Consider the following 25,018-nt stretch of genomic DNA (forward strand, 5'->3'; position numbering starts at 1 on the left):
GTCAGCGGTGCAGCTTGACCACGGCTTCCATGTCGGCGGCCGAGTAGTCGCGCCCGGCCCGCATCTCCTTGAACGCCTCCACGCTGAGGCTGGTCGGAGGGCTGTTGCCGGGGTCGCGGAACCCCGACGACAGCGCGTACTCGTTGTAGGCGTCGAGGAGCTGCTGCGCCTCCACCGTGGCGAACGCCATGCGCTCGGCCGGGTCGGCGCCGCGGGCGAGCACGTCGCCGATCGCCCTGGTCATCACGTCCTGGTTGCCGGCGAAGTCGCCGAACAGCGCGCCTTCGGAGACGGGGACGCCGCTCTGCCCCGTGGGGAAGCGCATGACGTGGTCGTAGGCCAGCCTGTGGTGCGGGTTGGCGGCGTACCAGCCCTCCTCCTCCAGCAGGTCGTGCGCGGCGTGGGTGAGCGGCAGGAAGCTGTTGGCCCTGTGGCGCTCGGCGGCGTTGCGCGGACTGTGCAGGTACATCAGGAACGCCAGCGCGCCCTCCTGCGTGGCCTCGTCCAGCCCCTCGGCCATCCAGAGCGCGGTGCCGGCGATCGCGTTGCCCACGTACGGCACGCTCGCGTCGTAGGGGAAGATGCCGGCCTCGGCGGCGAAGCCGTTGTCCTCCGCGGCCCTGAACATGTAGTTGACGTCGTTGGAGGAGGAGATCCTGATCGCCACGTCCTGGTCGGCGAACGCCTTCAGGGTGCCGGCCCAGTCGGGGATCCTGCCCGTGTAGTAGTAGTGGCCGTCGCGGTGCAGCCCGCGCCACCACTCCACCCAGCGCAGCATCTCGGGCGAGGACAGGTCGGCGACGGTGGCCCGGCCCAGCCTGCCGTTGTGCTCGTTCACGATCAGGCCGCCCTGGGTGGCCAGCGCCTGCTGGATGAACGTGCCGTGGTTGGACCAGGTGATGGCGTGGGAGGGGCCGTCGCGCAGCGCCGCCACCCTGGCGCACACCTCCTCCACCTCCTGCCAGGTCCGCGGCAGGCCCTCCACGCCCGCGCGCCTGAGCAGGTCGGTGTTGGCGTACAGCAGGCTCGTGGTGCCCACGGTCGGCATGCACGTCAGGTCGCCGTCGAGCGTGTAGTAGTCGCGCAGCGGAGGGATGATGTCGTCGAGCACGACGGGCTCGCCGAGCACCTCGGTGCGCCCGCCGATCGCCTTCTCCACCGAGGTGAACAGCGGGCGGCCGTCCTGCTGCCGCGAGTCGCGCGCCACCTGGGTCATGTAGAAGTAGTACTCCGACAGAGCCGGGACGTGCCCTTCGGCGGCGGCCTCCGCGACCTGCCTGGGCAGCTGCCAGAAATCCTTGCCGTGCACCACCACCTGGTATTCGGGGTGCAGTCTCTCGAAATCGGCGGCCTGCTGATACCACCGATCCATCCAGCCGGGAAACGTCAGGTCTGGGACCCATACTTCGATCGGAATCCTGTTCTTCATGAATCCATGGTTTATCCGTCTCCGCACCGCCGCATCTCCGCTATTGCGCTCGATTCCTCCCCGCACGCACGGAGATGACCCGCCGGCCGGGCCGGTGTGATGCTGAAAGGCGTTTCGCGCGAAGGGATTTGATATGAGCGTTGACACCACGTACGCGCCATCAATGCTTGTCGAGGAGTTCACGGGTGCGGCGCCCGGCGGACTCGACGCGGCCTACGCGCGGCTGGTCGGCGCGCTCTGGTCGCCCGGCACCGCCGAGGACCGGACGCTGTGGGACGGCGGCACGCTCACCGAGCGCGCGCCGTCGGCGATCCCCGAGCTCATCGACGCGCTGGACGGGCTCGACGAGGCACGCGCCGGCCGCCTGCTGATCCTGCTGGGCCTGATCGCGGAGGCGGGGCAGACCGAGGCCGTGCGCGCCGGTCTCGACCGGTACCTCGCCCTGGCCGAACACGCCACCCCCGCCCTCGGCCAGGCCCTGGCCTACCTGCTCGCGCACTTCCCGCACGACCGCGGCCGGGTGCTCGGCGTCGCCGGCCGGCTCGGCCTGGACTCGGGCGACCGCTCCAGGCTCGACCGGTGCCTGACCCTCATGGACGAGCGGCGGACCGGCCTGGGCCGGGTCTGGCCCGCCCCCGAGATCTGGCGGCTCACCGACGCGGAGCGCGCCTTCGACGAAGCCTGGATCGGCGCGCTCACCCAGGAGCAGGCCGAGGTCAACTGGCGCAACGACAGCAGGACCGTGTGGGGCTACATGGGGCTCAAGGCCTACTGGTCCGTCCGGCGCGGCCCGGTGGTCGCCGTGCCCGGGCCCCAGGCGCCGCCGCAGGAGGACGCGACCGGTGACGACCCGCGCCTCGGCCTGTTCGGGCGGCACCTGTCCGCGCTGGTCTGCCCGTCCTGCCGCGGTCCTCTCGACATCGGCGGGGCGGCCGTGCGGTGCCCGGCCTGCGCGGTCGCCTATCCGGCCTCCCGCGGCATACTCGACCTCACGCAGGCCGTACGGGACGACGCCGACGAGGCGACGGCCGGCCTGCTCAAGAGCCTGGCCGAGATGCCCAGCATGGGCCTGTACTACGAGGCGCTGCTGCGCCCCGAGTACCTGCGCGTGGCGGGCGGCAACTGGGGCGGCGCGGTCACGCTGGCCGACGAGGACGCCTACATCGCGCGCAGTGTGCGCCCCGTCGACGGCCCCGTGCTCGACCTCGGGGCGGGCGCGGGCCGCTGGACCGCCGTCGTCGCCGCCGCGGTCGGCGCCGACCGGCTGCTCGCCCTGGACCTGGGCCTGCCGATGCTGAACGTGCTGCGCCGCCGCGTGCCCGACGTGCCCGCGGTGCGGGCCAGCGCGCTGGACATCCCGCTGGCCGACGCCAGCATGGGCGCGGTGGTCTGCTGGAACGCCCTGCAGGCCTTCCCCGACGAGGCGGCGACCGCGATCGCCGAGGTGGGCCGGGTGCTGCGGCCGGGCGGCACGTTCACTTTGATGACGTTCGTGTGGGACGAGGACCCCGTCTGCCGTCACTTCCAGGCCGCGCACTACTTCCCCAGCAGGCCGGCCGGCACGTTGCTGTTCGAGCGCGCGGAGCTGGAGCGCTGGCTGGCCGACGCCGGCATGGTGGTGGTCGAGAGCTCGGGACCGGAGTCGTTCGTCTTCGTCACCGCGCGGCGGGTGAGCTGAATGCCCATCGCCAGGCCGGGACAGCCCGGCTACGAGGCGGCGACCGCGGTCTTCGCCCTGGGCGCGGTGCCGCGACCGGCCGCGGCCGCCGTGGTGCGCACGGTCGAGGAGGTGCGCGAGGCCGTCGGCTTCGCCCGCCGCGAGGGGCTGCCGGTCCGCGTGCACACCACCGGCCACTGGGCGGCCGCGGCCCGTCCCGTGCGCGGGGGGCTGCTGCTGCGGACGGAGATGACGGGCCCCGTCGAGATCGACCCCGAGCGCCGGGTGGCCCGCGTGCCCGCGGGGACCCGCTGGGGCGCGGTGGTCAAGGCCGCCGCCGAGCACGGGCTGTCGGTCGCGCACGGCTCCTCGCCCACGGTCGGCGTGGTCGGCTACCTGCTCGGCGGCGGGCTCAGCTTCTACGGCAGGCGCACGGGCCTGGCGGCCAACAGCGTGCGCGCGGTGGAACTGGTCACCGCCGACGGCGAGCTGCGCAGGGCCGAGGGCGCGCTGCGCGGGACGGCGGGCGCGTCACGCGGGACGGTGAGCGCGTCGCGCGGGACGTCAGCGGACACGGCGGGGATCGGCGCGGGCACCGGCGCGGACGCGGACGCCGAGCTGCTGTGGGCGTTGCGCGGGGGCGGAGGCGGGTTCGGTGTCGTGACCGCCGTGGAGGTCGCCCTGTTCCCGGTCGCGAAGGTGGTGACGGGGGCCGCGTGCTGGCCCGCCGTACACGCGCCCGGGTTGCTGCGGGCCTGGCGGGAGTGGACGCTGACCGCTCCGCGCGAGGCGACGACCAGCGTGCGGATACTCAACCTGCCCGACCTGCCGGAGGTGCCGCCCATGCTGTCGGCGGGGCCCGTCCTGTGCGTGGACGGCGCCGTGCTGGCCGGGACGGACGACGACGTGGCGGCCGCGCGGGCCATGGCGGAGGACCTGCTGGGCCCGCTGCGCGACCTCGCGCCGCCGGTGCTCGACACCTGGCAGACGACCGCGCCCGCCGGGCTGCTCGACACGCACATGGACCCGTCCGACCCCGTGGAGGTCATCGGCGACCACCTGCTCCTGGGCGAGCTCGGCGACGCGGGCATCGACGCGCTGCTGGAGGTCGTCGGCGCGGGATCGGGCTCCCCGCTGATCGCCGCCGGCCTGCGGCAGCTCGGGGGCGCGTACGGCGAGCCCGACCCCTCCGGCGGCGCCCTGAACCACCTGACGGCGCGCTACGGCTACTCGGGCGGCGGCGTGCCCGGGCTGTCGGGCACGAAGGAGGAGATCCTCGCCAGGATCCCCGTCGTCCGGGACGCGCTCACGCCCTGGGACACCGGCAGGACCGCGCCCACGTTCGTGGAGCGGTTCGACCAGCCCCAGGGGCACCTGGACGCGGAGACCGTGGCGGCCGTGGACGCGGTGCGCGACCGGGTGGACCCCGGCGGCCTGTTCCGCGACGACGTCATGCGGGGCGCCACCCGCAGGTGAGGTTCCCCGCACACGAGAAGGCGGCCCGCCACGGTTTCCCGTGGCGGGCCGCCTTCATGGTGAGCCCGAGTCACAGGATGCGGACCTCGGGGATGTAGACGATCCACCGGCCGGTGAAGCCGCTCTCCTTCTCCATGATCTCTTCGGCGTGGTTCCACGCGAACAGGACCGCGTAGTCGGGGCGGTCCCGCCGGAAGACCGACGGCGGCACCACGGGGATATGCGAGCCCGCGACCACCCTGTTCTGCTTGGACGGCGTGGAGTCGCACACGTACGGGATCAGGTCGGCGCCGATGCCGCAGTAGTTGGTCACCGTGGTGATCTTGGCGGGCGCCCCGTACCCGGCCACCCGCTTGCCCTCAGCCCGCAGCGAGCGCAGCAGCGAGGTCAGGTCGTCGCGCACGCGCTCGGCCCGGCGGTTGAGCTCCTCCAGCGTGGCGTGCCGGTCGAGCCCGCGCGCCCGCTCCGCGGCCAGCAGTTCGGCGACGGCCGGCGTGGGCCGCCGCGCGCCGCGCTTGGCGAGCGTGTAGCGCATGGACCCGCCGTGGATGGCCAGCGGTTCGGCGTCCACCAGGTCGAGCCCGAAGAGCCTGGCGGCGGCCCGGATCGAGCTGACGGAGAAGACGAAGGAGTGCTCGTCGTAGAACAGGTCGAAGGCCGTCTGCTCGACGACGGCGCCGAGATAGGGCTCCTCGAAGACGAACACCCCGTCGGGGCCGAGCAGCGTCACGGCGCCCTTGAGCACCGAGTCCAGGTGGGAGATGTGCGCGATGACGTTGGCGCCGAAGATGACGTCGGCGGGGCCGTACCCGGCGCGGATCTGCGCGGCCGTCTCCTCGTCGAAGAAGCGCGGCAGCACCTCTATTCCCCTGGACCTGGCCAGCTCGGCCACCTCCTGGGAGGGCTCGACACCGAGGTGCCGCACGCCGGCCTCGGCGATCGAGGCCAGCATGACGCCGTCGTTGCAGCCGATCTCGACGATGAACCGGTCGTGGCCGGTCAGCTCGGTACGGAGCAGCCGGTGCGCCACCCCGGCGAAGTGGGCGCTGTGCACGGTGGAGTTGGAGGCCCGGTACGGGTACTGGTCGTGATATCTGACTTCCTGCGGGATGTCGGCCATCAACTGCACCATCGCGCACGAGTCACACATTCCGACGATGAGCGGGTAGAAGAATTCCCCGGCCAGTCCGTCGGGCTTGGGGAATGCGTTTCCGCGAGGCTGGACCCCGAGGTCGATCGACCCTTTCACCGGCCCAGAGCAAATGCGGCAGGAAGTCTCCATGAAATGACGCTAACACCGGCGGCGATAATCCTTTTATCGCCGCTTGCGAGGTTTCGCGGAGCACCCGGGCATACGACGAGGGCGCGGCCTCAGCCGCGCCCCGCCTCGATCGCATGATGTGCCCCGGCCCATCGGCGGCCGCTGGATGCCCGGCCGCCCGGCCGCTCAGGGGAACTCGCGCACGGCCTCCCGGCGCGTTACTTGATCTTCTTGACGTACTCGCCGAGAGCGTCGAAGAAGAAGCCCCAGCCCTCCTCGGCCCGGGGGATCTCGTCCTCGGGGAGGTTGCCCTCCTGCACGAAGACCATCTCGGTGCCGCCGTCGACGTCCGAGAACGTGACGGTCACCGTCTCGGGGCCGAGGGCCTGCTGCTCGGCCGGCTCCCGGCCGCTGAGGTCGACCAGCGTGTAGACCAGGCGCTCGTCCGGGACGACCTCCTGGTAGGTGCCGGCGAAGGGGACCTGGTTCTCCTCGTCGACCACGATCGTGGCCCGCCACTCGCCGCCCGGCCGCACGTCCATGGAGATGGTCTCCAGGGGCGCGCCCCACCAGTGCGTGAAGTGCTCCGGCTGGGTCCAGGCCGCGTAGACCACGTCGCGCGGGGCCTCGATCACGCGGGTGATCTCGATCTTGCCACTCATCGCGTCATCCTTTCTCGTATGCCGGATCATCATTGTGTCCGGCCGGGCTGTCTCGGTCTTATTCGGAAATGCTCACTTGGGAGGCCGGGACCAGGTCGCCGAGCGCGGCGCGCCGGGCCTCCTCCGGCTCCAGCCAGATGTAGGGGTCGTTCATCTCCAGCCAGCCCACGCCGGGCGGGCACCGGTCGTACCCGAGGAGCCTGCGCACCTCCTCCGGGTACTCCAGCACCCGCTCGCGCGGCACCGCGAGATACTGGTTCTCCTCCTGGCGGAGATTGCCCAGGTCGTAGGCGACGGTCATGCCGGTGCGGGGCGTGTCGGTCACGTTGCTCCCGCCACCGTGGTAGACGCCGCCGAGCCAGATCAGCCCGCCGCCCGGCGGCATCTCGGTGGGTACGGCCTCCTCGACGGCCGGTGCGCGCTCGTCGTCCCAGTGGTGGCTGCCGGGGATCACCAGGGTGCCGCCGTTGGCGGCGGTGAACTCGCTCATCGCCAGCATGACCATGACCCTGGTGGTGGGGCCAGGGTGGGGGCGCAGGTGCAGCGCGTCGTCGCGGTGCAGCGGCTGCTTGCCCTGCCCCTTGTGGATCTGCACGAGCTGGGTGGCGCTGATCTGGATGGTCGGGACCATCTCCTGGCGCGACCTGCCGATCCACATCGGGACGGGCTTCTGCATGATCGCCCTGGCCGCGCCCAGGAACAGCCGGTGCGTGACCACGGGGGTCAGCCGCCTGGTGCGGGCGAACAGCGACGACACCCGCCGCGTGCGCAGGCCGTCGTACCAGTTGCCGCTGTAGTCCTGGGCCTGCAGCGCGGGCTCCAGGTCCGCCCACAGCCCCGCGAGCGTCTCACCGTCCAGGAAGTCTTCCACGATGACGGCCCCGTCCCGTTCCAGGACGGCCACCACGTCGCCGAGATCGGCGTCGGACCTGACTCTGGTCAGACTCGCCACGGTCATCACCTTTCTTTGTGATCGGCTTTCGACGGAACCGCGCGGAGGTCCTGCCGGGTCAGCGCACGAGCACCGGCGTGCTGGGCTCCACCGAGCCCTTGCCGAGCTTGTTGCGCAGCCGCAGCGCCGGCCGCTCGACCGCGTAGTAGCTCACCACGGCCGCGGCGAACGCGGTGCCGTGCACGAGCAGGAGAGCGAGCGGGAAGTTCGTGGAGCCCCACAGGTTCCAGATGTAGATGGCCGGGATGTGCCACAGGAACATCGCGTAGGAGACGCGGCCGATGAACTGCAGCGGCCTGACGGTCAGGACGGCCGTGATGAACCGCGAGCGCACGTCGGGCACGGTCAGCGGCGCCAGCACCAGGAACACGATCAGCAGGTCGATCGGCTGGTTGAACAGCACGACCTCGGTGGGCGGGAAGTTGGAGGTGCCCTGGTCGCCCATGGGCGAGAAGCAGTAGAGGACCGTGATGCCGAACGCGAGCGCCCAGGTGCGGCCGGGGAAGCGGGCGATGAGCCGGTACGGGGCCAGCCAGGCGCCGCCCTCGGCCGCGGCCGACAGCGTGGCCAGCGCCATGCCGACGGCCAGGTAGCCGAACCAGCCGATGGGCCAGTTGCCCTGCACCGGGTACTGGCCGAGCGAGGGGTGGTGGCTCCAGGCGCTGAAGGCGTAGCCGATGAGCACGATGGCGAAGATCGGCACCAGGACCCTGCGCGCCTTGGCCGCCGGCGTCGCCGCCCCGGCCGCCAGCCGGTGGAACAGCCAGGCGAACACCGGCAGCAGCACGTAGAACGCGATCTCCGTCGCCATGCTCCACGTCGACTCCATGCCGGGCGGGATGCCGCCCGCCTCGTAGACGTGCTGCATGGTCAGCACCCGCACGACGTACCAGAAGCCCTGCTCGGCCCGCTCCTGGCCCATCAGGAACAGCGGCGTGGCCAGGGCCACCACGGCCAGCAGCCAGTAGGCGGGGAAGATGCGCAGCGCGCGCCGCCACGCGTAGGAGCCGAGGTTGTAGGTCTGCCGGGCGCCCGCGATGGTCGCCAGCGCGAAGGGCCGGTAGAGCAGGAAACCCGACAGGGCGAAGAGGATCGGCAGCGACTCGCGGGTGAACCTCTCGATCACCACGCCGATCCAGCCGTTGCCGGGCTGATCGCCGAATCCGATCTGGCCGGCGGCGAAGGCGGAGTGAACGGTGACGACGGCCAGCACGGCGAGTGCGCGTATTCCCTGAAGCTCGGGAAAATACTGTCCTCTGGTTTCACGTGCGGACCTGAAATCGCCGACAATGGTGGCTGTCATAGGGGCGCTCCTCGGGGTTGAACGGCCCTTTCAGCTTCATGCGCCGCGCCGGACGTGCGCATCTCCAGAATTGCCGTCATCACGGCGGTGATTTCGGCGGCGCGATCGCGTACGAAGAAATGGTCACCGTCGTAGACCCGCAGCCCGCGAAAATCGGTGGTGTGCTCCCGCCACTGCGCCATGCGCGCCTGCGGGGCCACCGGGTCGCGCGTGCCGCAGAACGCCGCGACGGGCACGGTCAGCGGGGGTTCCGGCCGGTAGACATAGGACGCGCACAGCGTGAAGTCGGCCCTGGCCACCGGCAGCGTCCGCGCCAGCGCGCCCGGGTCGTCCGCGATCTCCTCGGGCAGGCCGCCCAGCGCCCGCAGCGAGGCGATGAACCGCTCGTCGTCGTGGCGCGGGTCGGGCTGCGCCACGGCGCCGCGCACCGGCCAGGCCGCCACCGCCAGCAGCTCGGGCGGGCGCCCGCCCGAGGACTGCAGCTCGCGCACCATCCGGTAGCCGAGCATGGCGCCCATGCTGTGGCCGAACACGACGTACGGCGTGCTCTGCCCGGCCAGTCCGGCGGCCAGTGCGCGCGCGGCGGTGTCGCAGTCGGTGTGGGCGGGCTCGCGATGCCGCCCGGGACGGCCCGGCAGGGTGAGGGCGCGCAGCTCCATCCAGGGGGGCAGGTGCCGGGTCCACGGGCGGAACGCCGAGGGCCCGCCGCCCGCGCAGGGCAGGGCGTACAGGTGCACCCTGGCCGACGGCCTGGGCTCGAAGGCCAGGTACCACGGGGGCGTCCTCATATCAGCGCGTGCCCGATCAACTCTTTCATGATCTCCGTGGTGCCGCCGTAGATGGTCTGCGCCCTGGTGTCGACGAACGCCCGCGCCACCGGGAAGTCGCGCACCACCCCGTAGCCGCCGTGCAGTTGCAGGCAGCGGTCCACGACCTTCTGGCACAGCTCGGTGTTCCACCACTTGGCCATCGCCGCCTCCTCCGCCGCCAGCCGGCCCGCCGCCTCCTCGGCGACGCACCGGTCGGTGAAGGAGCGGGCCACGGCCACCGCGGTGGCCAGCTCGGCCAGCACGAAGCGGTTGTGCTGGTGCGCGCCGACCGGCCGGCCGAACACCTGGCGGGTACGGCAGTGCTCGATCGTGTACTCCAGCACCCGTTCCGCGGTGGCCAGCGCGGAGACCGCGATCATCATGCGTTCCCTGCGCAGCGTGCGCATGAGGTAGGCGACGCCCCTGCCCTCGCGGCCCAGCAGGTTGGCGGCGGGCACCTCGACCTCGTCGAAGAACAGCTCGACGGTGTCCATGGCGCGCATGCCGATCTTGTCGAGCGCCCGCCCGCGCGCCAGCCCCGGCCGGTCGGACTCCACGGCGATCACGCTCAGCCCGCCACCGCCACCGCCACCGCCGCCGTCGCTGCCGCCGCCCGTGCGGACGGCCACGAGCAGCAGGTCGGCCACCGCCCCGTTGGTGACGAACGTCTTCTGGCCGTTGATCACGTAGCCGTCGCCGCGCCGTACGGCCCCGCACCGCAGCCGCGCCACGTCGCTGCCCGCGTCGGGCTCCGTGATGGCCACCGCGGTGACCAGCTCTCCGGTGCAGAAGCCGGGCAGCCAGCGCGAGCGCTGCTCGGGCGTGGTGAGCGTGCGCAGGTACAGCCCGGCGATCTCGTTGTGCAGCGACAGCGCGGGCGCGTGGACGCCGGCTCGGCCCAGCTCCTCCGAGACGATCACGTGGTGCAGGTAGTCGGGGTCGCCGCCCCCGCCGTACTCGGCGGGCACGTCCATGCCGAGCAGCCCGATCTCGCCCGCCCTGCGCCAGACGTCCTTCGGGACGGCGCCCCGCTCCTCCCACTCGCGGAGGTTGGGCTCGATCTCCTTGCCCACGAAGGCCCGCACCAGCTCGCGGAAGGCCTCGTGGTCGGCGGTGAACAGCTCACGCCGCATGGTGCACCGCCGGCAGCACCGTCCACGAGGGGACGATGTCCCGCATCCTGTTCATCATGACCTGGCAGTAGCCCGCGTTGTAGTCGAGGCTGCGGTGCTTGGGATAGGGCATCTTGCGCCGGCCCACGTGGTCGACGCGCAGCCGTACCGCGCCGTCGCCGTCGGGTTCCGGCAGGTCGGGCAGCTCCAGCAGCGCGACGGCCTCCCGCGGCAGCTCGGCGACGAAGGTGTAGCGGTCCTGCTCGATCACCCTCAGGTGCGTGAGCGGCGCGCTCGGCGCGACCACCGACTCCCGGTAGACGTACGGCCTGGCCAGCAGGTCCAGCTCGAAGGCCGCTCGCACGCCCGGCAGGTCCAGCCAGCCGTGCTCGCGCAGGAACCCCTCGAGCAGCAGGTCCATCTCGCCCCGGTGGGAGTGCAGGACGTAGTGCAGCACCTTGCCGATGTTGTTGATGTCGTAGTTGCCGAGCGTCTCCACCGAGTCGGCGAAGAACCTGCAGATCTCGGTGTCGGTCCTGGTCTTGAAGTAGTCGGCGGCCCGCCGCAGGAAGTCGGTGTAGGAGCACACCCCGCCGCGGTCGAGCAGGCGCGCCACGTAGAAGCCCGCCCGCGCGTTGTAGAGGCTGATGACCGCGTAGTAGAACCAGGCGCCCTCCTTGAAGTCCTCGTAGGTCACCCACTTCGTGCCGACGACCACGTCGGCCTCGGCGACGGGATCGTCCACCCGCACGGTGACGATGCCAAGCTCCTCCTGCTGCCGGTACATGGGCGTGTTGCGCAGCAGCAGCTGGGGGTAGGACACGACGGCGTCGGCGCCGGAGGCGCACAGTTTGCCGATGCCCTCCTGATAGGAGGTCAGCGTCTCGCCCGGCAGCGGCCAGATCAGCTCGGTGTAGGAACTGATCTTCTTGTCGCGCAGCTTGACCTGCAGCTCGACGTAGGTGGACTCCTTGATGTTGGCGCGCTGCACCATCTCCAGGGCCTGCGGGCTGGTGGTCTGCAGCGAGACGGGCTGGCTGGTCAGCATGCCGCCCTCGACCAGGATCTCGGTGATCTCGGTGACCCGGTCGGGGCGGTTCTTGGCCGCCTGGATCGCCACCATCGACGGGTAGCCGTTGCGCTGCTTGCACTCCACCAGGTGGCGGGTCAGCTCGACGTCGCGCGGCAGCGCGCCCCAGTTGGCGTCGGCGATGAAGATGCTCTCCACGCCGTGCTCGCTGATCCACGACAGGTCGGCCTTCACCCGGTCCAGCTCCCACCGGTGGACCTTGTCGTTGGTGGCCGCGCCCCAGTAGCAGTAGGAGCACCGGTACGGGCAGCCCCGGTTGGTCTCCACGACGGCGAAGGTGTACTCGCCGCCGTCGAACACCCCGGCCGCGAACGGCGAGGGGATCTCGTCCAGGTCCTTGATGCGGTCGGGCTGCTTGGTGGTGACCAGCTCGCCGCCGGCCCAGAAGCTGACGCCCGGCACCTCGTGGAAGTTCCGCTCCCCCGCCACCTCGCGCAGGAACGCGGTGAACGGCTTCTCCCCCTCGCCGTTGCACACCAGCACGTTGCCCGCCGACGGCGGCACGTACTCCGCGGCGTGGTGCATCACCTGCGGCCCGCCGAGGATGACGTAGGCCTCGGGCCGCAGCCTGACCAGTTCGTCGAGCAGCTCCTTCATCCGCCGCATGTTCCACAGGTAGCAGCTCAGCCCGTAGACGTCGGCCTCCTGCGCGAGCAGGTCGGCCACCAGCGTCTCCAGCGGCGTGCCGACCTCGACCGCGTGGATGGAGAACTCGAAGTCGCGGGCCACGTCCGGGTCCTGCTGCGCGTAGGCCTGCAGGTAGCCCGAGGCCAGCGGCAGCGTGTTGGGATAGACCGTCAGCTCGACCAGGCAGGTCTTCATCACCCTCACGTTCCCGGGCTCGCGGCGCTGACGGATGCGGCCAGCTCGTGCAGCACGTCGTACTCGAACAGGTCGTCGGCCACCATGCGCAGCCCGCGCTGCCTGGCGCGCGAGGCCAGGCGGATGGCGAGCAGCGAGTCGCCGCCGCTTTCGAAGAAGCTGTCATCCCGCTCGACGGAGCCGACCTGGAGCACCTCGCACCACAGCTCGGCCAGCACGCGCTCGGTGTCGGTGCGGAAACCGCCGCTCTCCTGCGCCGGCGCGGCCGGCTCCTGCGGCCTGGCCAGGGCCTTCCTGTCGACCTTGCCGTGCGAGGTCACCGGCAGCGCCTCGAGCACCGTGACCGCCGCGGGCACCATGTAGTCGGGCAGGTGCCGGGCCAGCTCGCGGCGGAGCCCCACGGGGTCGGGCAGGTCCGCCGGATCGCTCGGCACCACCGCGGCGATGAGCTGGTCGGCCTGCTCGCTCTTGACCACCACGGCCTCGCGCACCCCGGCCAGCCCGCGCAGGGCCGACTCGACCTCGCCGGGCTCGACGCGGAAGCCGCGCACCTTGACCTGGTCGTCCGCCCGTCCGGCGAAGGCCAGGCCGCCCTCGGGCAGCTCGCGCGCCAGGTCGCCGGTGGCGTACATGCGGGCGCTGAGATCGACGGGGTCGGGCATGAACCGCTGCGCCGTGAGCTCGGGCCGGTTGAGGTAGCCGTGCGCCACGCCGGTGCCGCCGATGTACAGCTCGCCGACCGAGCCACGCGGCACCGGGCGGCGCTCCTCGTCCAGCAAGTAGGCGCGCATGCCGGGCAGCGGATGTCCGATGGGCGGCGTCCCGCCCTCGGGCCCCACCTCGGCGAAGGTGGCCACCACGCTGGTCTCCGTCGGTCCGTACAGGTTGAACAGCTTGTACGGCAGCCCGGCCGGCGGACGCCGGTTCAGCTTCTCCCCGCCGGTCAGCAGCACCCGCAGCGACCCGCCCACCTGCTGGTCGAGCAGGTCGACGGCGAGCACCGTGGTCAGGAAGCACACCGTGACGCCCTGCGTGGAGATCCAGCGGGCCAGCGCGTCGGACGAGCCGGGCAGCCGGCTCTCCATCAGGTGCAGCGTGGCGCCGGCCGCCAGGCACGGCCAGACCTCCAGCGCCCAGGCGTCGAAGGAGGGCCGGGCGATCTGGCTGACCCGGTCGCCGGGGCGCACGTCGAAGGTCCGCTGGTGCCAGGCCGCCAGGTTGGCGACGCCCTCGTGCGGCACGAGCACGCCCTTGGGCGCGCCCGTCGAACCCGAGGTGTACACGACGTAGCACAGGTCGTCCGGCGTGATCTCGGGGCCCTCCCGCAGGGCGGGCACGTCGCTCTCCAGCGCCCGCTCGACGGGCAGCACCTCGGCCGCGAACCGCGCGGCGTCGGCCTCCCTCGCGATCACCAGGCGGGCGCCGGAGTCCGCGACGACCGAGGCCAGCCGCGCGTCGGGGTCCTCGACGTCCACGCCCACGTACGCGCCGCCGGCCAGCAGCACGGCCAGCGCCGCCACCACGAGGTCGGGCGAGCGCTCGAGCGCCAGGACCACCAGGTCGCCCTTGCCCACACCGCGCGCCCGCAGCACACCGGCCAGCCGGGAGGAACGTTCGTCGAGATCGGAATAGGTCAGCACCTCGCCGCCGCAGACCACGGCGTGCTGATCCGGCTGCACCTGCGCCCACCATCGCACTCCCGCGGAAACGACGGCGAACGGGCGAGTCGCCGTCGCGGAGCTCGAACCGGTCAATTCAGCCTCCCGGAGCTACGTTTATTCGCCTCATATTCGCCGGGCCGTCGCGCTTTCCGCATCTCATGAATTGCCCATCGATCTGCGCAACGAAAAAGGTGTCCGGGCGGCCACAGAATGACATGGTCCTGGTACCACTGTTTCTGTGAGAATGCGGAGCCGCACTATGACGCTGGCGCACGGGCCCTTACTCGACGAGCGGACGGTGACCGCCTATCTGCGGCGGATAGGCGCCCGCCGGCCCGACGGGCCGACCTCCGCCGCGCTGCGCGACCTGCACGAGCGCCATGTCATGACGGTGCCGTTCGAGAATGTGGACTTCCACCTGGGCGAGCCGATGGGCATCGGCGCGGCCGCCCTCGGGAAGATCGTCGGCAGGCGGCGCGGCGGCACGTGCTACGAGCTGAACGGCGCGTTCTTCGAACTGCTGCGGGTGCTGGGATTCCAGGTGGAGGTGCTGGCGGGACGGGTGGCGGACGACGGCGCGCTGGGGCCCGTCATCGGCCACATGGCGCTGCGCGTGCACACCGCCGACTCGCCCGACCCGTGGCTGGTGGACGTCGGATACGGCCGGGGCGCGCGGCATCCGCTGCGCTGGGCGCCCGGCCTGCCGCAGCGGGACCCGCACGGCGCCTTCGAGCTCGCCCGCGCGCCGTACGGCGACGTGGACCTGCTGCGCGAGGGCCGGCTGCAGTACCGGCTGGAGGACAGGCCGCGCCTGGTGGCCGACTTCGAGGCCATGTGGTGGTGGTACCAGCACTCCCCCGAGTCCCCCCACCTGCGGCACCTGTACTGCACGATCCCGACGCCGGACGGCGGGCGGGTCACGCTCAGCGGGACGACGCTGACCGTCAGGGAGGACGGCGGCAGGAGCACCACGGTGATCGAGGACGAGGACGAGCTGCGCGAGACCTACCGCACCCGCTTCGGCGTCGAGCTGTCCGACCTGCCGCCGGTCGCCCGGCGGTGACTCCCGGCGGTGGCGGGAGGGCCGCGCCCGGCGGTGGCGGGAGCCGGTCGGCCGCCGGTGCGCGGCGGCCGATCACTCCAGCGCGGCCGGCCTGTCTAGTGCGCGGCGGTGAGGGCGCGGCGGTTGATCTTGCCGGACGCGGTCTGCGGCAGGGCGTCCACCAGGTGCACGTCCTTGGGGCACTTGTGCGGTGACAGGAGCGAGCGCACATGGTCGCGCAGCTCCTGCGCGGTCGTCCCGCCGCGCGCCACCACGTACGCGCGCAGCAGGGTGAGCCCGTCGCGCTCGAATCCCGTCACCGCGCACTCCACCACGGCGGGATGGGTCAGCAGGCAGTTCTCGACCTCGCTGGGCGCGATCCACTTGCCGGCCACCTTGAGCAGGTCGTCCGCCCTGCCGCGGAAGGTGAAGTAGCCGTCCTCGTCGCGTGAGAACAGGTCGGCCGAGCGCACGGTGTCCGGGGCGACGAAGGTGGCCGCCGTCTTCTCGGGGTCCTGCCAGTACTCCAGGGCGGCCGTCTCGCCGGTGATCTCGAGGCGGCCCACCTCGCCGTCCGGCAGCGGCACGCCGTGCTCGTCGACCACCCGCACGTCGTAACCCGGCACGGCCCGGCCGAGCGTGCCCATCCTCGCCTCGCCCAGCCGGTTGCACACGTACCCGTGGAACATCTCCGACGAGCCGATGCCGTCCATCACCTCCACGCCGAAGGTCTCCAGCCACCGGCGGTGCAGCTCGAGCGGCAGGGCCTCCCCGGCCGAGATGCACACCCGCAGGCTGCCGAGGTCCTGCCGGGCGGCGTCGGGATGGGCGAGCATGGCGCTCATCATGGTCGGTACGTTGACCAGGATCGTGGGCCGGTGCTCGGCGATCAGCTCGAAGACCCGCTCCGGCGTGCTGCGCTCGGGGAAGACGATCCCCGCCGCGCCGACGCGGAAGGGGAACAGTGCCGTGATGTTGTTGGCGTAGCCGAAGAACAGCTTGGGCACCGGCAGCACGATGTCGTCGGGCCCCAGGTCGAGCACTCCCCTGGCGAACCACTCCATGCTGAGCGCGGCGCTGCGGGCCGCCAGCACGCAGGCCTTGGGCCTGCCCGTGCTGCCCGTGGTGAAGCGCCACATGGCCACGTCGCCGGGTGTGGTGGGCGCGGCCTCCAGCTCGGTGGGCGCGGCGGCGGTCAGCGACTCGAAGTGGTGCTCGCCCTCGCGCAGCTCCTCCTTCGGCACGCCGACCACCAGGAGGTCGCGGACGCCGGCGGCGCGGAGCCGCTCCAGGGTGAACCCGTCGGCGACGACCACGGCGGGACGGGCGTACTCGGCGAAGAACCGGTACTCCTGCGGCTGCAGGTAGGTGTAGACCTCGGCGGTGACCGCGCCGATCTTCTGCACGCCGTACCAGGCGGCGACGGACTCCACCCCGTCGCCGAGCGCCAGCAGCACCCTGTCCCCGCGCCGTACGCCCAGCCCGCGCAGCACATGGCCCACCTGGTTGGCCAGCGCCTGGATCCTGCCGTAACGCACCGGGCCCGCGGGGGTGAGCAACGCGGTCCTGGCGGGGTCGGTGCCGTCGAGGAAGTGGGTGGCGATGTTGAACGTCCCCGGCAGGTCCTTGGCGCGTATCGTCATGCCGCCCATCGTCGGAGGGCCCGCTCCGCCGTACATCTCACAGATTGCCGCAATCGCGAAGATGCGCGGCACGGGGGACGGGGCCGACGCTGAGAACGATCTGCGGAGGAGGTGGGTCGTGAGCATCAGCGCGTTCGATGCCCTGATCGCGGCGGATCAGAAGATCGAGAACAAGGACTGGATGCCTGACGGCTACCGCGAGAGCCTGATCAGGCAGATCGCGCAGCACGCGCACTCGGAGATCATGGGCATGCAGCCCGAGGCGGCCTGGATCAGCCGGGCGCCCAGCCTGGCGCGCAAGGCCGTCCTCATCGCCAAGGTGCAGGACGAGGCCGGGCACGGGCTGTATCTGTACGCGGTCGCCGAGACGCTGGGCGCGCGCCGGGAGGACCTGCTCGACGCGCTGCACGAGGGCCGGCAGAAGTACCTGTCGTTCATCAACTACCCGACGCTCACCTGGGCCGACGTCGGCGCGCTGGCGTGGCTCACCGACGGCGCCGCGGTGGTCAACCAGGTATCGCTCTGCCGCACCTCCTACGGCCCGTACGCCAGGGCGCTGGTGCGCATCTGCCGCGAGGAGTCCTTCCACCACCGGCAGGGCTTCGACCTGCTGCACACGCTCTCGCGCGGCACGCCCGCGCAGCGGCGCTCGCTGCAGGAGGCGGTGGACCGCTGGTGGCAGCCCGCGCTGGCGATGTTCGGGCCGCCGGACTCGCGCTCGACGCACTCCGCCTCCTCCATGGCGTGGCGGATCAAGCGGGCGGGCAACGACGAGCTGCGCCAGCGGTTCGTGGACCTGTGCGTGCCGCAGGCCGAGGCGCTGGGGGTACGGCTCCCGGACCCGGCGCTGCGCTGGAACCCCGAGCGGGGGCACCACGATTTCACCCCGCCCGACTACGACGAGCTGATGCGGGTCGTGGCCGGCCACGGGCCGCGCAACAGGCAGCGGCTGGCGCACCGCAGGCGCGCGCACGAAGAGGGCGCCTGGGTCCGCGAGGCCGCCGCCGCCCACGCCGCGAAACAAGCCGCCGGACAAGTCGCCGGACAAGCCGTACGGCGGGCGGCCGAGCGGGAGGCCGGGCAGGCCGCGGCCCCGGACGACGGCCGCGCCGCCGTACGGGAGACCGGCGCCCCCAAGGAGGGGTGGCCGCTCTGGGAGGTCTTCGTACGGCCGCGCCGCGGCCTCGGCCACACCCACGCGGGCAGCCTTCAGGCCCCCGACGCCGCCGTCGCGCTGCACAGCGCCCGCGACCTCTACACGCGCAGGCAGGAGGGCGTGTCGCTGTGGGTGGTGCCCTCGCGCTCGGTGACCTCCTCGGATCCGGAGCACAAGGACGCCTACTTCGCGCCGGCCGCGGACAAGCAGTACCGCCACGCCTCCTCCTTCCCGCCGCCCGAAGGGGTTGAGGGCCTGTGACCGGCCTGCTGGAGTACCTGCTCGGGCTCGGCGACGACGCGCTCGTGGCCGCGCAGCGCACCGCCGAGTGGTGTGCGAGGGCGCCGCAGCTGGAGGAGGAGGTTGCGCTGGCCAACCTCGCGCTGGACCAGCTCGGCCAGGCGCGGGCGTTCCTGACCTACGCGGGCGAGCTCGAAGGCGAGGGCAGGGACGAGGACGCGCTGGCGTTCCTGCGCGACGAGCACGAGTTCCGCAACGTCCAGCTCGTCGAGCTGCCCAACGGGGACTTCGCCGTGACCGTGGCCAAGACGCTGTTCCTGGCCGCCTACCAGAACCTGCTCTACACCCGGCTGGCCCGCACGGCCGAGCCCCGGCTGGCCGGCATCGCCGCCAAGGCGGCCAAGGAGAGCGCGTTCCACGTGAGCTACGCCTCCCTCTGGACGGTCCGCCTGGGTGACGGGACGCCGCTGTCGCACCGGCGGATGCGCGACGCGGTCGAGGAGGTGTGGCCGTACACGCACGAGCTGTTCGAGCCGTGGGCGCCGCCCGAGGCGGGCCTCGACCCGGCCGCGCTGCACGGGCCGTGGCTGGAGGCCGTCGGGCGCGTGCTCGGCGAGGCGACGCTGACCAGACCGCAGGACGGCTGGGCGGCCACGGGCGGCCGGAGCGGCCGGCACACCGAATGGTTCGGCCCGTTGCTGGCCGACATGCAGTCCGTACACCGAGCGCATGTGGGGGCACGATGGTGAAGGAACGAGTCGAGGCGGCGGTGGCGGCGGTGCCCGACCCCGAGCTGCAGGTGCTCTCCATCGGAGAGCTGGGCATGCTGCGCGAGGTGAGCGTGGACGACGACGGCAACGCCGTCGTCACCCTCACCCCGACCTATCTGGGCTGTCCCGCGCTCGAACTGATCAAGGCGGACGTGGCCGCGGCGGCGCGGGCGGCGGGCGCGGAGCGGGTGGAGGTCGTGGTCTCCATGTCCCCGCCGTGGACGACCGACTGGCTGAGCCAGGCCGCGCGCGCCAAGCTCACCGAGGTCGGCATCGCGCCGCCGGGACGGGCGTCGCTGCCGCTGCTGCAGCCGGGATGCCCGCGGTGCGCGTTCCCGGACACCGAGGAGCTGTCGAGCTTCGGCGCCGCCGCCTGCATGGCGCTGCGGCTCTGCCCGGGCTGCGGCGAGCCCTTCGAGCATCTGAAGGCGCACTGATGGCCAGACCGCGCTTCCACCGCGTCCGTGTCGAGTCGGTCACGCCGGTCGCCGCGGACGGCAGCGCGGTCGAGGTGACCTGCCTGGTCCCGGACGAGCTGACCGGCGCCTTCGCCTTCACCCCCGGCCAGCACGTCACGGTGCGGCTGCCGGTGGACGGGCGGCAGATCCGCCGTTCGTACTCGCTCTGCTCCACCCCGCGGGAGCTGGTGGGCCGGGGCAGGCTGCGCCTGGGCGTGCGGGTCGTGCCCGGCGGCGCCTTCTCCACCTACGCGGCCGGGGAACTGGCAGCGGGCGACCAGCTGGAGCTGCTGTCGCCCGTCGGCACGTTCGGGGTGCGGTTCGACCCCGCGCGCCGCCGGCACTACGCCGCGGTGGCCGCCGGCTCGGGGATCACCCCCGTGCTGTCGCTCGTCGCCACGGCGCTGGAGACCGAGCCGGGCAGCCGCTTCACGGTCCTGTACGGCAACCGCGCGGCCGGCTCGGCGATGTTCACCGACGAGCTGGGCGATCTGAAGGACCGCCATCCGCGCCGGCTGCACCTGGTGCACCTGTTCTCCCGCGAGCAGCCGCGGGTCGGGCTGCCCCGGGGCCGCCTGGACCGGGACACGCTGGAGGGGCTGTTCGCCCGCCTGCTGCCGCCGGCCGAGGTCGACGAGTGGTTCGTGTGCGGGCCCGCCGGAATGGTGGACGGGACGCGCGCCGCCCTGGCCGGCCACGGTGTGGATCCCGCGGCGGTCCACACCGAGCTGTTCCACCCGGGTGAGCCCGCCCGTGAGAGCCGTACGGCCCCCGCCGCCGGCGCGGCCTCCGGAGCGGACGCTGTGGACGCTGTGGACGCTGTGGACGCTGTGGACGCTGTGGACGCTGTGGACGCCTCGGAGGTGAGCGTCGTCATGGACGGCCGGGTCACGAGCGTGCCCCTGGAGCCGGGACGCACCGTGCTCGACGCGGTCATGGCCGCCCGCCCCGACGTGCCGTACTCCTGCCAGACCGGTGTCTGCGGAACCTGCCGTGCCCGCGTCGTCGAGGGCCGGGTGCGCATGGCGCGCACGTGGGCGCTCAGTGAACAGGACCGTACGGCCGGCGACATCCTGACGTGCCAGGCGGTGCCGCTGACCGCCCGGGTGCGTATCGACTTCGACGTCCTGTGATCCTCGCATCGGGAGTGCCCATGACCATCGCACACAGAACCTGTCCCATTTGTGACGCCGTCTGCGGCCTGCGCCTGCGACTGGACGAGACGGGTCACGTCCTGTCGGTCAAGGGGGACGCCGACGACCCGTTCTCGCGGGGGTACATCTGCCCCAAGGGCGCCAGCCTCGGCGCGCTCGACGAGGACCCCGCCCGCCTGCGCCGTCCCCTCGTCCGGCAGGACGGGGAGCTGCGCGAGGCGTCGTGGGAGGCGGCCTTCGAGGCGGTCGAGCGCGGCCTGGGCCGGGTGATCTCCGAGCACGGGCGGGACGCGGTCGCCGTCTACTTCGGCAACCCGACGTTCCACACGATGGCGGGGTTCATGTACCGGATGCCGCTGACCCAGTCGCTCGGCACCCGCAACGTCTACTCCGCCAGCACCATCGACCAGGCCCCCAAGCAGGTGGCGTGCGGCCTCATGCTCGGCGACCCCTTCGCCATCGCGGTGCCCGACCTCGACCGCACCGACTTCCTGCTGGTCATCGGGGCCAACCCGGCCGAGTCGCACGGCTCGCTGTGCGCGGCTCCGGACTTCCCCGGCAGGCTCAGGGCGCTGCGCAGCCGCGGCGGCAAACTGGTCGTGGCCGACCCCCGGCGCACCAGGACCGCCGTGCTGGCCGACGAGCACCTGTTCGTCCGCCCGGGCACCGACGCCCACCTGCTGCTGGCCGTCGTGCACACGTTGCTGGCCGAGGGGCTGGCCTCGATCGACGTCGAGGTCGGCGGCCTGGAGGAGCTGCGCGAGGCGGTCGCGCCGCACACGCCGGAGGCGGCCGCGGAGATCTGCCGCGTGCCCGCCGGCCGCATCGTCGCGCTGGCCCGCGAGCTGGCCGCCGCGCCCACGGCGGCCGTCTACACCAGGATCGGCACCTGCACCTCCGAGTTCGGCACGCTCACGCAGTGGCTCGTCGACGTGGTCAACGTGCTGACCGGCAACTTCGACCGGCCCGGCGGCGTCATGTTCACCCGGCCCGCCATCGCGGAGATCTTCAGGCCGCGCGAGCCGTTCACCACGGGGAACTGGCGCAGCCGGGTGCGCGGCCTGCCGGAGGTGATGGGCGAGCTCCCGGTCGCCACGCTGGCCGACGAGCTGGAGACGCCGGGAGAGGGCCAGGTCAGGGCCATGGTGACGGTGGCGGGCAACCTCGTGCTGTCCGCGCCGAACGGGCCGCGCCTGGACCGGGCGCTGGCCGGCGTCGACTTCATGGTGTGCGTGGACCCCTACCTCAACGAGACCACCCGGCACGCCGACGTCATCCTGCCGCCGCCGCGGATGCTGCAGATGCCGCACTACGACTTCCTGCTGTCCACGGTGACGGTGCGCAACTACGCCAGGTTCTCCCCCGCCGTCCTCCCGCTCGATCCCGACCAGCGCTCCGAGGCGGAGATCCTGGCCAGGCTCACGCTCATCGCCGCGGGCCAGGGCGCGCAGGCGGACCCCGCCGCGCTCGACGAGATGATCGTCGGGCAGGTGCTCGGCGAGGCCGCGGACATGCGGGCCGAGCTGTCCGGCGACAGCGGGCCCGAGCTGATGCTCGACGCCCTGCTGCGGCTCGGCGCATACAGGCTGTCGCTGAAGGAACTGCTGGCCCGGCCGCACGGCATCGACCTGGGCCCGCTGGAGCCGCGGCTCGGCGAGCTGGTACGCACGCCCTCGGGGCGGGTGGAGCTGGCGCCGGAGGCGATGGTCGAGGAGGTGCGCCGGCTGCGCGCCCGTCCCGCCGCGCCCGGCTCGCAGTTCCTGCTGATCGGGCGGCGGCAGCTGCGCTCCAACAACAGCTGGCTGCACAACGTGCCGGGCCTGGTCGGCGGCAGCAACCGGTGCACCCTGCACGTCCACCCCGATGACGTGGCCGGGCTCGGGCTGGGCGAGCACGCGCTCGTGCGCTCGGCGGCCGGGGAGGTCGTCGTTCCCGTCGAGCCCACCGAGTCGATCATGCCCGGGGTGGTCAGCCTTCCGCACGGGTGGGGCCACGCGGGCGGGAACCAGCCGGTGGCGGAGCGGCACGCGGGCGTCAACGCCAACGCCCTGACCGACGAGTCGGTCATCGACCCGGTGTCGGGCAACGCCGTCTTCAACGCGGTGCCCGTGACGGTCGCGAAGGCACCCCTCCAGGAGATGCCCGTCAAGGGGACCCCGGTCCAGGAGGCCACCGTCTGACGGCACGCCGTCCGATCCGCGCGGCCGCGGCCCGAGCTCCCGTGAGGGGGCGACGGCCGTGGCCGAGGGGTTCTACCAGCCGGATCTGATGGTCCGCGCGATGTGCTCGCGCTCCTCCTCCGACAGCCACCAGCCCACCGGGATGTTGACCACCCGGTCGTGCACCGCCTCCAGCCCGGGCAGCGTCCGGGCCGCCTGCGGCACGCAGCCGTGCGCGTCGTTGCGCCGGGAGACCACGCTGACCGCGATCCCGGCCTCGGCCATCTTGCGCATGAACCCCGGCCGGTCGTCCACTTTGACGGGGTAGAGCCAGAACGACGACTCGAGCCCGGGCGTCCGGACGGTCGGCTCCAGGCCCGGCACCGCGGCCAGCTCGGCGTCGTAGAAGGCGGCGTTGCGACGGTGCCGGGCGATGCGCTCGTCCACGACGGCCAGGCTGCTCAGGCCGATGGCGGCGCTGATCTCGTTCATGTAGAAGTTGTAGCCCCACTCGGGCACGTCGTAGTCGGCGTGCACCCGGTCGGCGTCCCGTTCGATGCCGAAGAAGCGCAGTCTGCGGGCGCGCCGCAGGGAGCGCTCGTCGGGCAGGACGATCAGCCCGCCGGTGCCGCAGCTCAGGTGCTTGGTCGCGTGGAAGCTGTAGACGCACAGGTTGCCGTGGTTGCCCAGCGGGCGGCCGCGGACGGCGGCCCCCCAGGCCTGGGCGCAGTCCTCGACGACCACCGGGCGGTGGCCGTACGACGCCTCGGCGTCGTCCAGGATGCTCGTCAGGCGGTCCACGTCCACGGGGTTGCCCGCCCAGTGGACCACCATGATCGCCCGGGTGTCGGGGGTGATCTTCTTCGCCAGGTCGCCGAGGTCCACGTTGAGCGTGTCCGGGTCGATGTCCACCCAGGTGACGCGCTGGCCGGAGGCCAGGATGCTCCAGTTCGTGGCCTCGAAGGTGAGGGGCGTGCTGAGGACCTCGCCGCCCGGCGTGTCCGCGGCGCCCGCCAGGCGCAGCGCGAGCTGCAGGCCCGAGGTGGCGTTGTTCAGCGCGGCCACGCGGGGGTTGCCGAGCCGCTCGCCGAGCTCCCGCTCGAACTCCTCCACCAGCGGCCCGTGCCCGAGCATGCCGCTGTCGAGGACACTCGTGACGCGGTCCGCCGCGTCGGCCGGGACTTCGACCTTGAACAGAGGGATCACCGCGCGGTTCCGTCCTGTCGTACACCGATGAACAGGCGGCGCCCGTCCAGCATGGCGCCGGTCTCCTCCAGGCAGGTGGGCGTGAAACCCGCCCGCTCGAAGGCCGCCGCGTACTCCTGCCGGGAGAAGAGCGTCATCACCTGCGTGTGCCCGAAGCTGCGCACGCCGTCGCCGTCGGCCACCAGGAAGTGGGCCTGCCGCCGCACGGTGTCGCCCACCCGGACGGACTTGGCCACCCTGGCGACGGTACGGCCCTCCTCGCGCACGACGTCGTCGCCGATGTGCCCGTCGACGAAGCCGTCCTTGAAGTACCAGGGCTCCACGATGAGCACCCCGCCGGGCGCCACGTGCCGGCCCATGCTCGCCACCGCGGCGTCCAGCTCGTCGGTGTCGGCCATGTACCCGACCGTGCCGAAGAGGCTGCTCACCGCGTCGAAGCGCCAGCCGAGCCGGAAGTCGCGGATGTCGCCCGGGTGCACCGGGACTCCGGGCAGCTTGGCCTGGGCGCGGGCCCGCATGCCGGGCGAGAGCTCCACCCCGGCGACGCGGGAGAAGCGCTCGCGCAGCGTCCTGAGGTGCTCGCCCGTCCCGCAGGCCACATCGAGGAAGGAGTCGGCGTGGGGCGCGCGCTCGCGGACGAGGCTGGTCACGACGTCGGCCTCCTTCGCGTAGTCCTTTCCACGCCGCAGATAGAGCAGGTCGTAGATCTCGCTGATCTCGTCGTCGTAGACGTTGGCGTCGCGGTCTGCGTCGTTGTCAATGGTAAAAGCCAGCGCGGTCATCGCATTTCCTCTTTCTTGCGGTTTCATCTCCGTTGTTTCTCGGCACCTCCAACTCTGTGCGGCGGCATAGGCGCAAACCAGGCTTTTGACGGGCAGTAAACTGCAGGCCGTTTTCCGCTTCCTGTCAGCGGGAAAACCGCACACCCGGAGATGCGCCGGAAATCGGTGGATGTG

General features: G+C 72.3%; 19 protein-coding genes and 2 pseudogenes. 9 read left to right on the forward strand and 12 right to left on the reverse strand.

Annotation, left to right across the window (positions count from 1 at the left end; all coding sequences use genetic code 11):
- Nucleotide 1: 1 nt before the first annotated feature.
- Nucleotides 2-1,372: an extracellular solute-binding protein gene (locus tag Psi01_RS27285; RefSeq protein WP_239128051.1), complete on the reverse strand. Its 1,371-nt coding sequence runs from the start codon at nt 1,370-1,372 to the stop codon at nt 2-4.
- A 220-nt stretch (nt 1,373-1,592) separates the two neighbouring features.
- Here Psi01_RS27285 and Psi01_RS27290 point away from each other — a divergent pair, with 220 nt between their 5' ends.
- Nucleotides 1,593-3,107, forward strand: a complete 1,515-nt coding sequence (locus Psi01_RS27290) for a methyltransferase domain-containing protein (RefSeq protein WP_204066976.1) — start codon at nt 1,593-1,595, stop codon at nt 3,105-3,107.
- A complete protein-coding gene (locus Psi01_RS27295; protein ID WP_204066977.1) occupies nt 3,108-4,562 on the forward strand; it encodes an FAD-binding oxidoreductase in 1,455 nt (484 codons plus the stop codon).
- Between the two features lie 70 nt (nt 4,563-4,632).
- On the opposite strand, the gene Psi01_RS27300 is transcribed toward Psi01_RS27295, so the two are convergent.
- The 8 genes from Psi01_RS27300 to Psi01_RS27335 all read right to left on the reverse strand — a co-directional run bounded on the left by Psi01_RS27300 (nt 4,633) and on the right by Psi01_RS27335 (nt 14,270).
- Nucleotides 4,633-5,844, reverse strand: coding sequence for a class I SAM-dependent methyltransferase (locus Psi01_RS27300; RefSeq protein WP_204066978.1), 1,212 nt, complete (start codon nt 5,842-5,844; stop codon nt 4,633-4,635).
- 197 nt (nt 5,845-6,041) lie between these two features.
- Complete coding sequence (locus Psi01_RS27305) at nt 6,042-6,485, reverse strand: SRPBCC family protein (protein WP_204066979.1); 444 nt, start codon at nt 6,483-6,485, stop codon at nt 6,042-6,044.
- 58 nt (nt 6,486-6,543) lie between these two features.
- Entirely contained in the window at nt 6,544-7,443 is a 900-nt protein-coding gene (locus Psi01_RS27310) for a phytanoyl-CoA dioxygenase family protein (protein ID WP_204066980.1), read from the reverse strand.
- Between the two features lie 52 nt (nt 7,444-7,495).
- Complete coding sequence (locus Psi01_RS27315) at nt 7,496-8,740, reverse strand: acyltransferase family protein (protein ID WP_275424604.1); 1,245 nt, start codon at nt 8,738-8,740, stop codon at nt 7,496-7,498.
- Nucleotides 8,737-9,528: a thioesterase II family protein gene (locus Psi01_RS27320; protein ID WP_204066982.1), complete on the reverse strand. Its 792-nt coding sequence runs from the start codon at nt 9,526-9,528 to the stop codon at nt 8,737-8,739. The genes Psi01_RS27315 and Psi01_RS27320 overlap by 4 nt, the downstream gene beginning before the upstream one ends.
- On the reverse strand, nt 9,525-10,682 hold the full coding sequence (locus Psi01_RS27325) for an acyl-CoA dehydrogenase family protein (RefSeq protein WP_204066983.1): 1,158 nt from the start codon (nt 10,680-10,682) through the stop codon (nt 9,525-9,527). The genes Psi01_RS27320 and Psi01_RS27325 overlap by 4 nt, the downstream gene beginning before the upstream one ends.
- Nucleotides 10,672-12,573, reverse strand: a complete 1,902-nt coding sequence (locus tag Psi01_RS27330; protein ID WP_204066984.1) for a B12-binding domain-containing radical SAM protein — start codon at nt 12,571-12,573, stop codon at nt 10,672-10,674. Before Psi01_RS27330 ends, Psi01_RS27325 begins: the two co-directional genes overlap by 11 nt.
- A gap of 5 nt (nt 12,574-12,578) precedes the next feature.
- Entirely contained in the window at nt 12,579-14,270 is a 1,692-nt protein-coding gene (locus Psi01_RS27335; protein WP_275424605.1) for a non-ribosomal peptide synthetase, read from the reverse strand.
- Nucleotides 14,271-14,493: 223 nt separating this feature from the next.
- Here Psi01_RS27335 and Psi01_RS27340 point away from each other — a divergent pair, with 223 nt between their 5' ends.
- On the forward strand, nt 14,494-15,297 hold the full coding sequence (locus tag Psi01_RS27340; RefSeq protein WP_239128052.1) for an arylamine N-acetyltransferase family protein: 804 nt from the start codon (nt 14,494-14,496) through the stop codon (nt 15,295-15,297).
- Nucleotides 15,298-15,392: 95 nt separating this feature from the next.
- Here Psi01_RS27340 and Psi01_RS27345 read toward each other — a convergent pair whose 3' ends face one another.
- Nucleotides 15,393-16,919: a benzoate-CoA ligase family protein gene (locus tag Psi01_RS27345; RefSeq protein ID WP_239128053.1), complete on the reverse strand. Its 1,527-nt coding sequence runs from the start codon at nt 16,917-16,919 to the stop codon at nt 15,393-15,395.
- A 61-nt stretch (nt 16,920-16,980) separates the two neighbouring features.
- On the opposite strand from Psi01_RS27345, the pseudogene paaA reads away from it, so the two are divergent.
- From paaA to Psi01_RS27370, 6 genes and pseudogenes are all read left to right on the forward strand, one after another.
- Nucleotides 16,981-17,949 (forward strand): annotated as a pseudogene (gene paaA, locus Psi01_RS27350) (1,2-phenylacetyl-CoA epoxidase subunit PaaA); the annotation flags it as partial.
- Nucleotides 17,950-18,045: 96 nt separating this feature from the next.
- A pseudogene (paaB, locus tag Psi01_RS43540) lies at nt 18,046-18,336 on the forward strand (1,2-phenylacetyl-CoA epoxidase subunit PaaB); the annotation flags it as partial.
- Nucleotides 18,333-19,064 (forward strand): 1,2-phenylacetyl-CoA epoxidase subunit PaaC, encoded by a 732-nt coding sequence (gene paaC / locus Psi01_RS27355; RefSeq protein WP_239128054.1) that lies wholly within the window; start codon nt 18,333-18,335, stop codon nt 19,062-19,064. The pseudogene paaB and the gene paaC, both read left to right, overlap by 4 nt.
- Nucleotides 19,058-19,522: a 1,2-phenylacetyl-CoA epoxidase subunit PaaD gene (paaD, locus tag Psi01_RS27360; protein ID WP_204066987.1), complete on the forward strand. Its 465-nt coding sequence runs from the start codon at nt 19,058-19,060 to the stop codon at nt 19,520-19,522. Before paaC ends, paaD begins: the two co-directional genes overlap by 7 nt.
- Nucleotides 19,522-20,676 carry a 2Fe-2S iron-sulfur cluster-binding protein gene (locus Psi01_RS27365; protein WP_204066988.1) on the forward strand — a complete coding sequence of 385 codons (1,155 nt, stop codon included), beginning with the start codon at nt 19,522-19,524 and terminating at the stop codon, nt 20,674-20,676. Before paaD ends, Psi01_RS27365 begins: the two co-directional genes overlap by 1 nt.
- Before the next feature lie 20 nt (nt 20,677-20,696).
- Nucleotides 20,697-22,877 carry a molybdopterin-dependent oxidoreductase gene (locus Psi01_RS27370; RefSeq protein WP_204066989.1) on the forward strand — a complete coding sequence of 727 codons (2,181 nt, stop codon included), beginning with the start codon at nt 20,697-20,699 and terminating at the stop codon, nt 22,875-22,877.
- Nucleotides 22,878-22,949: 72 nt separating this feature from the next.
- Here Psi01_RS27370 and Psi01_RS27375 read toward each other — a convergent pair whose 3' ends face one another.
- A complete protein-coding gene (locus Psi01_RS27375; protein WP_204066990.1) occupies nt 22,950-24,062 on the reverse strand; it encodes a DegT/DnrJ/EryC1/StrS family aminotransferase in 1,113 nt (370 codons plus the stop codon).
- On the reverse strand, nt 24,059-24,844 hold the full coding sequence (locus tag Psi01_RS27380) for a class I SAM-dependent DNA methyltransferase (RefSeq protein ID WP_204066991.1): 786 nt from the start codon (nt 24,842-24,844) through the stop codon (nt 24,059-24,061). The genes Psi01_RS27375 and Psi01_RS27380 overlap by 4 nt, the downstream gene beginning before the upstream one ends.
- Nucleotides 24,845-25,018: the final 174 nt, after the last annotated feature.

The sequence above is a fragment of the Paraplanobispora siamensis genome (assembly GCF_016863175.1).
GTDB lineage: Bacteria > Actinomycetota > Actinomycetes > Streptosporangiales > Streptosporangiaceae > Planobispora > Planobispora siamensis.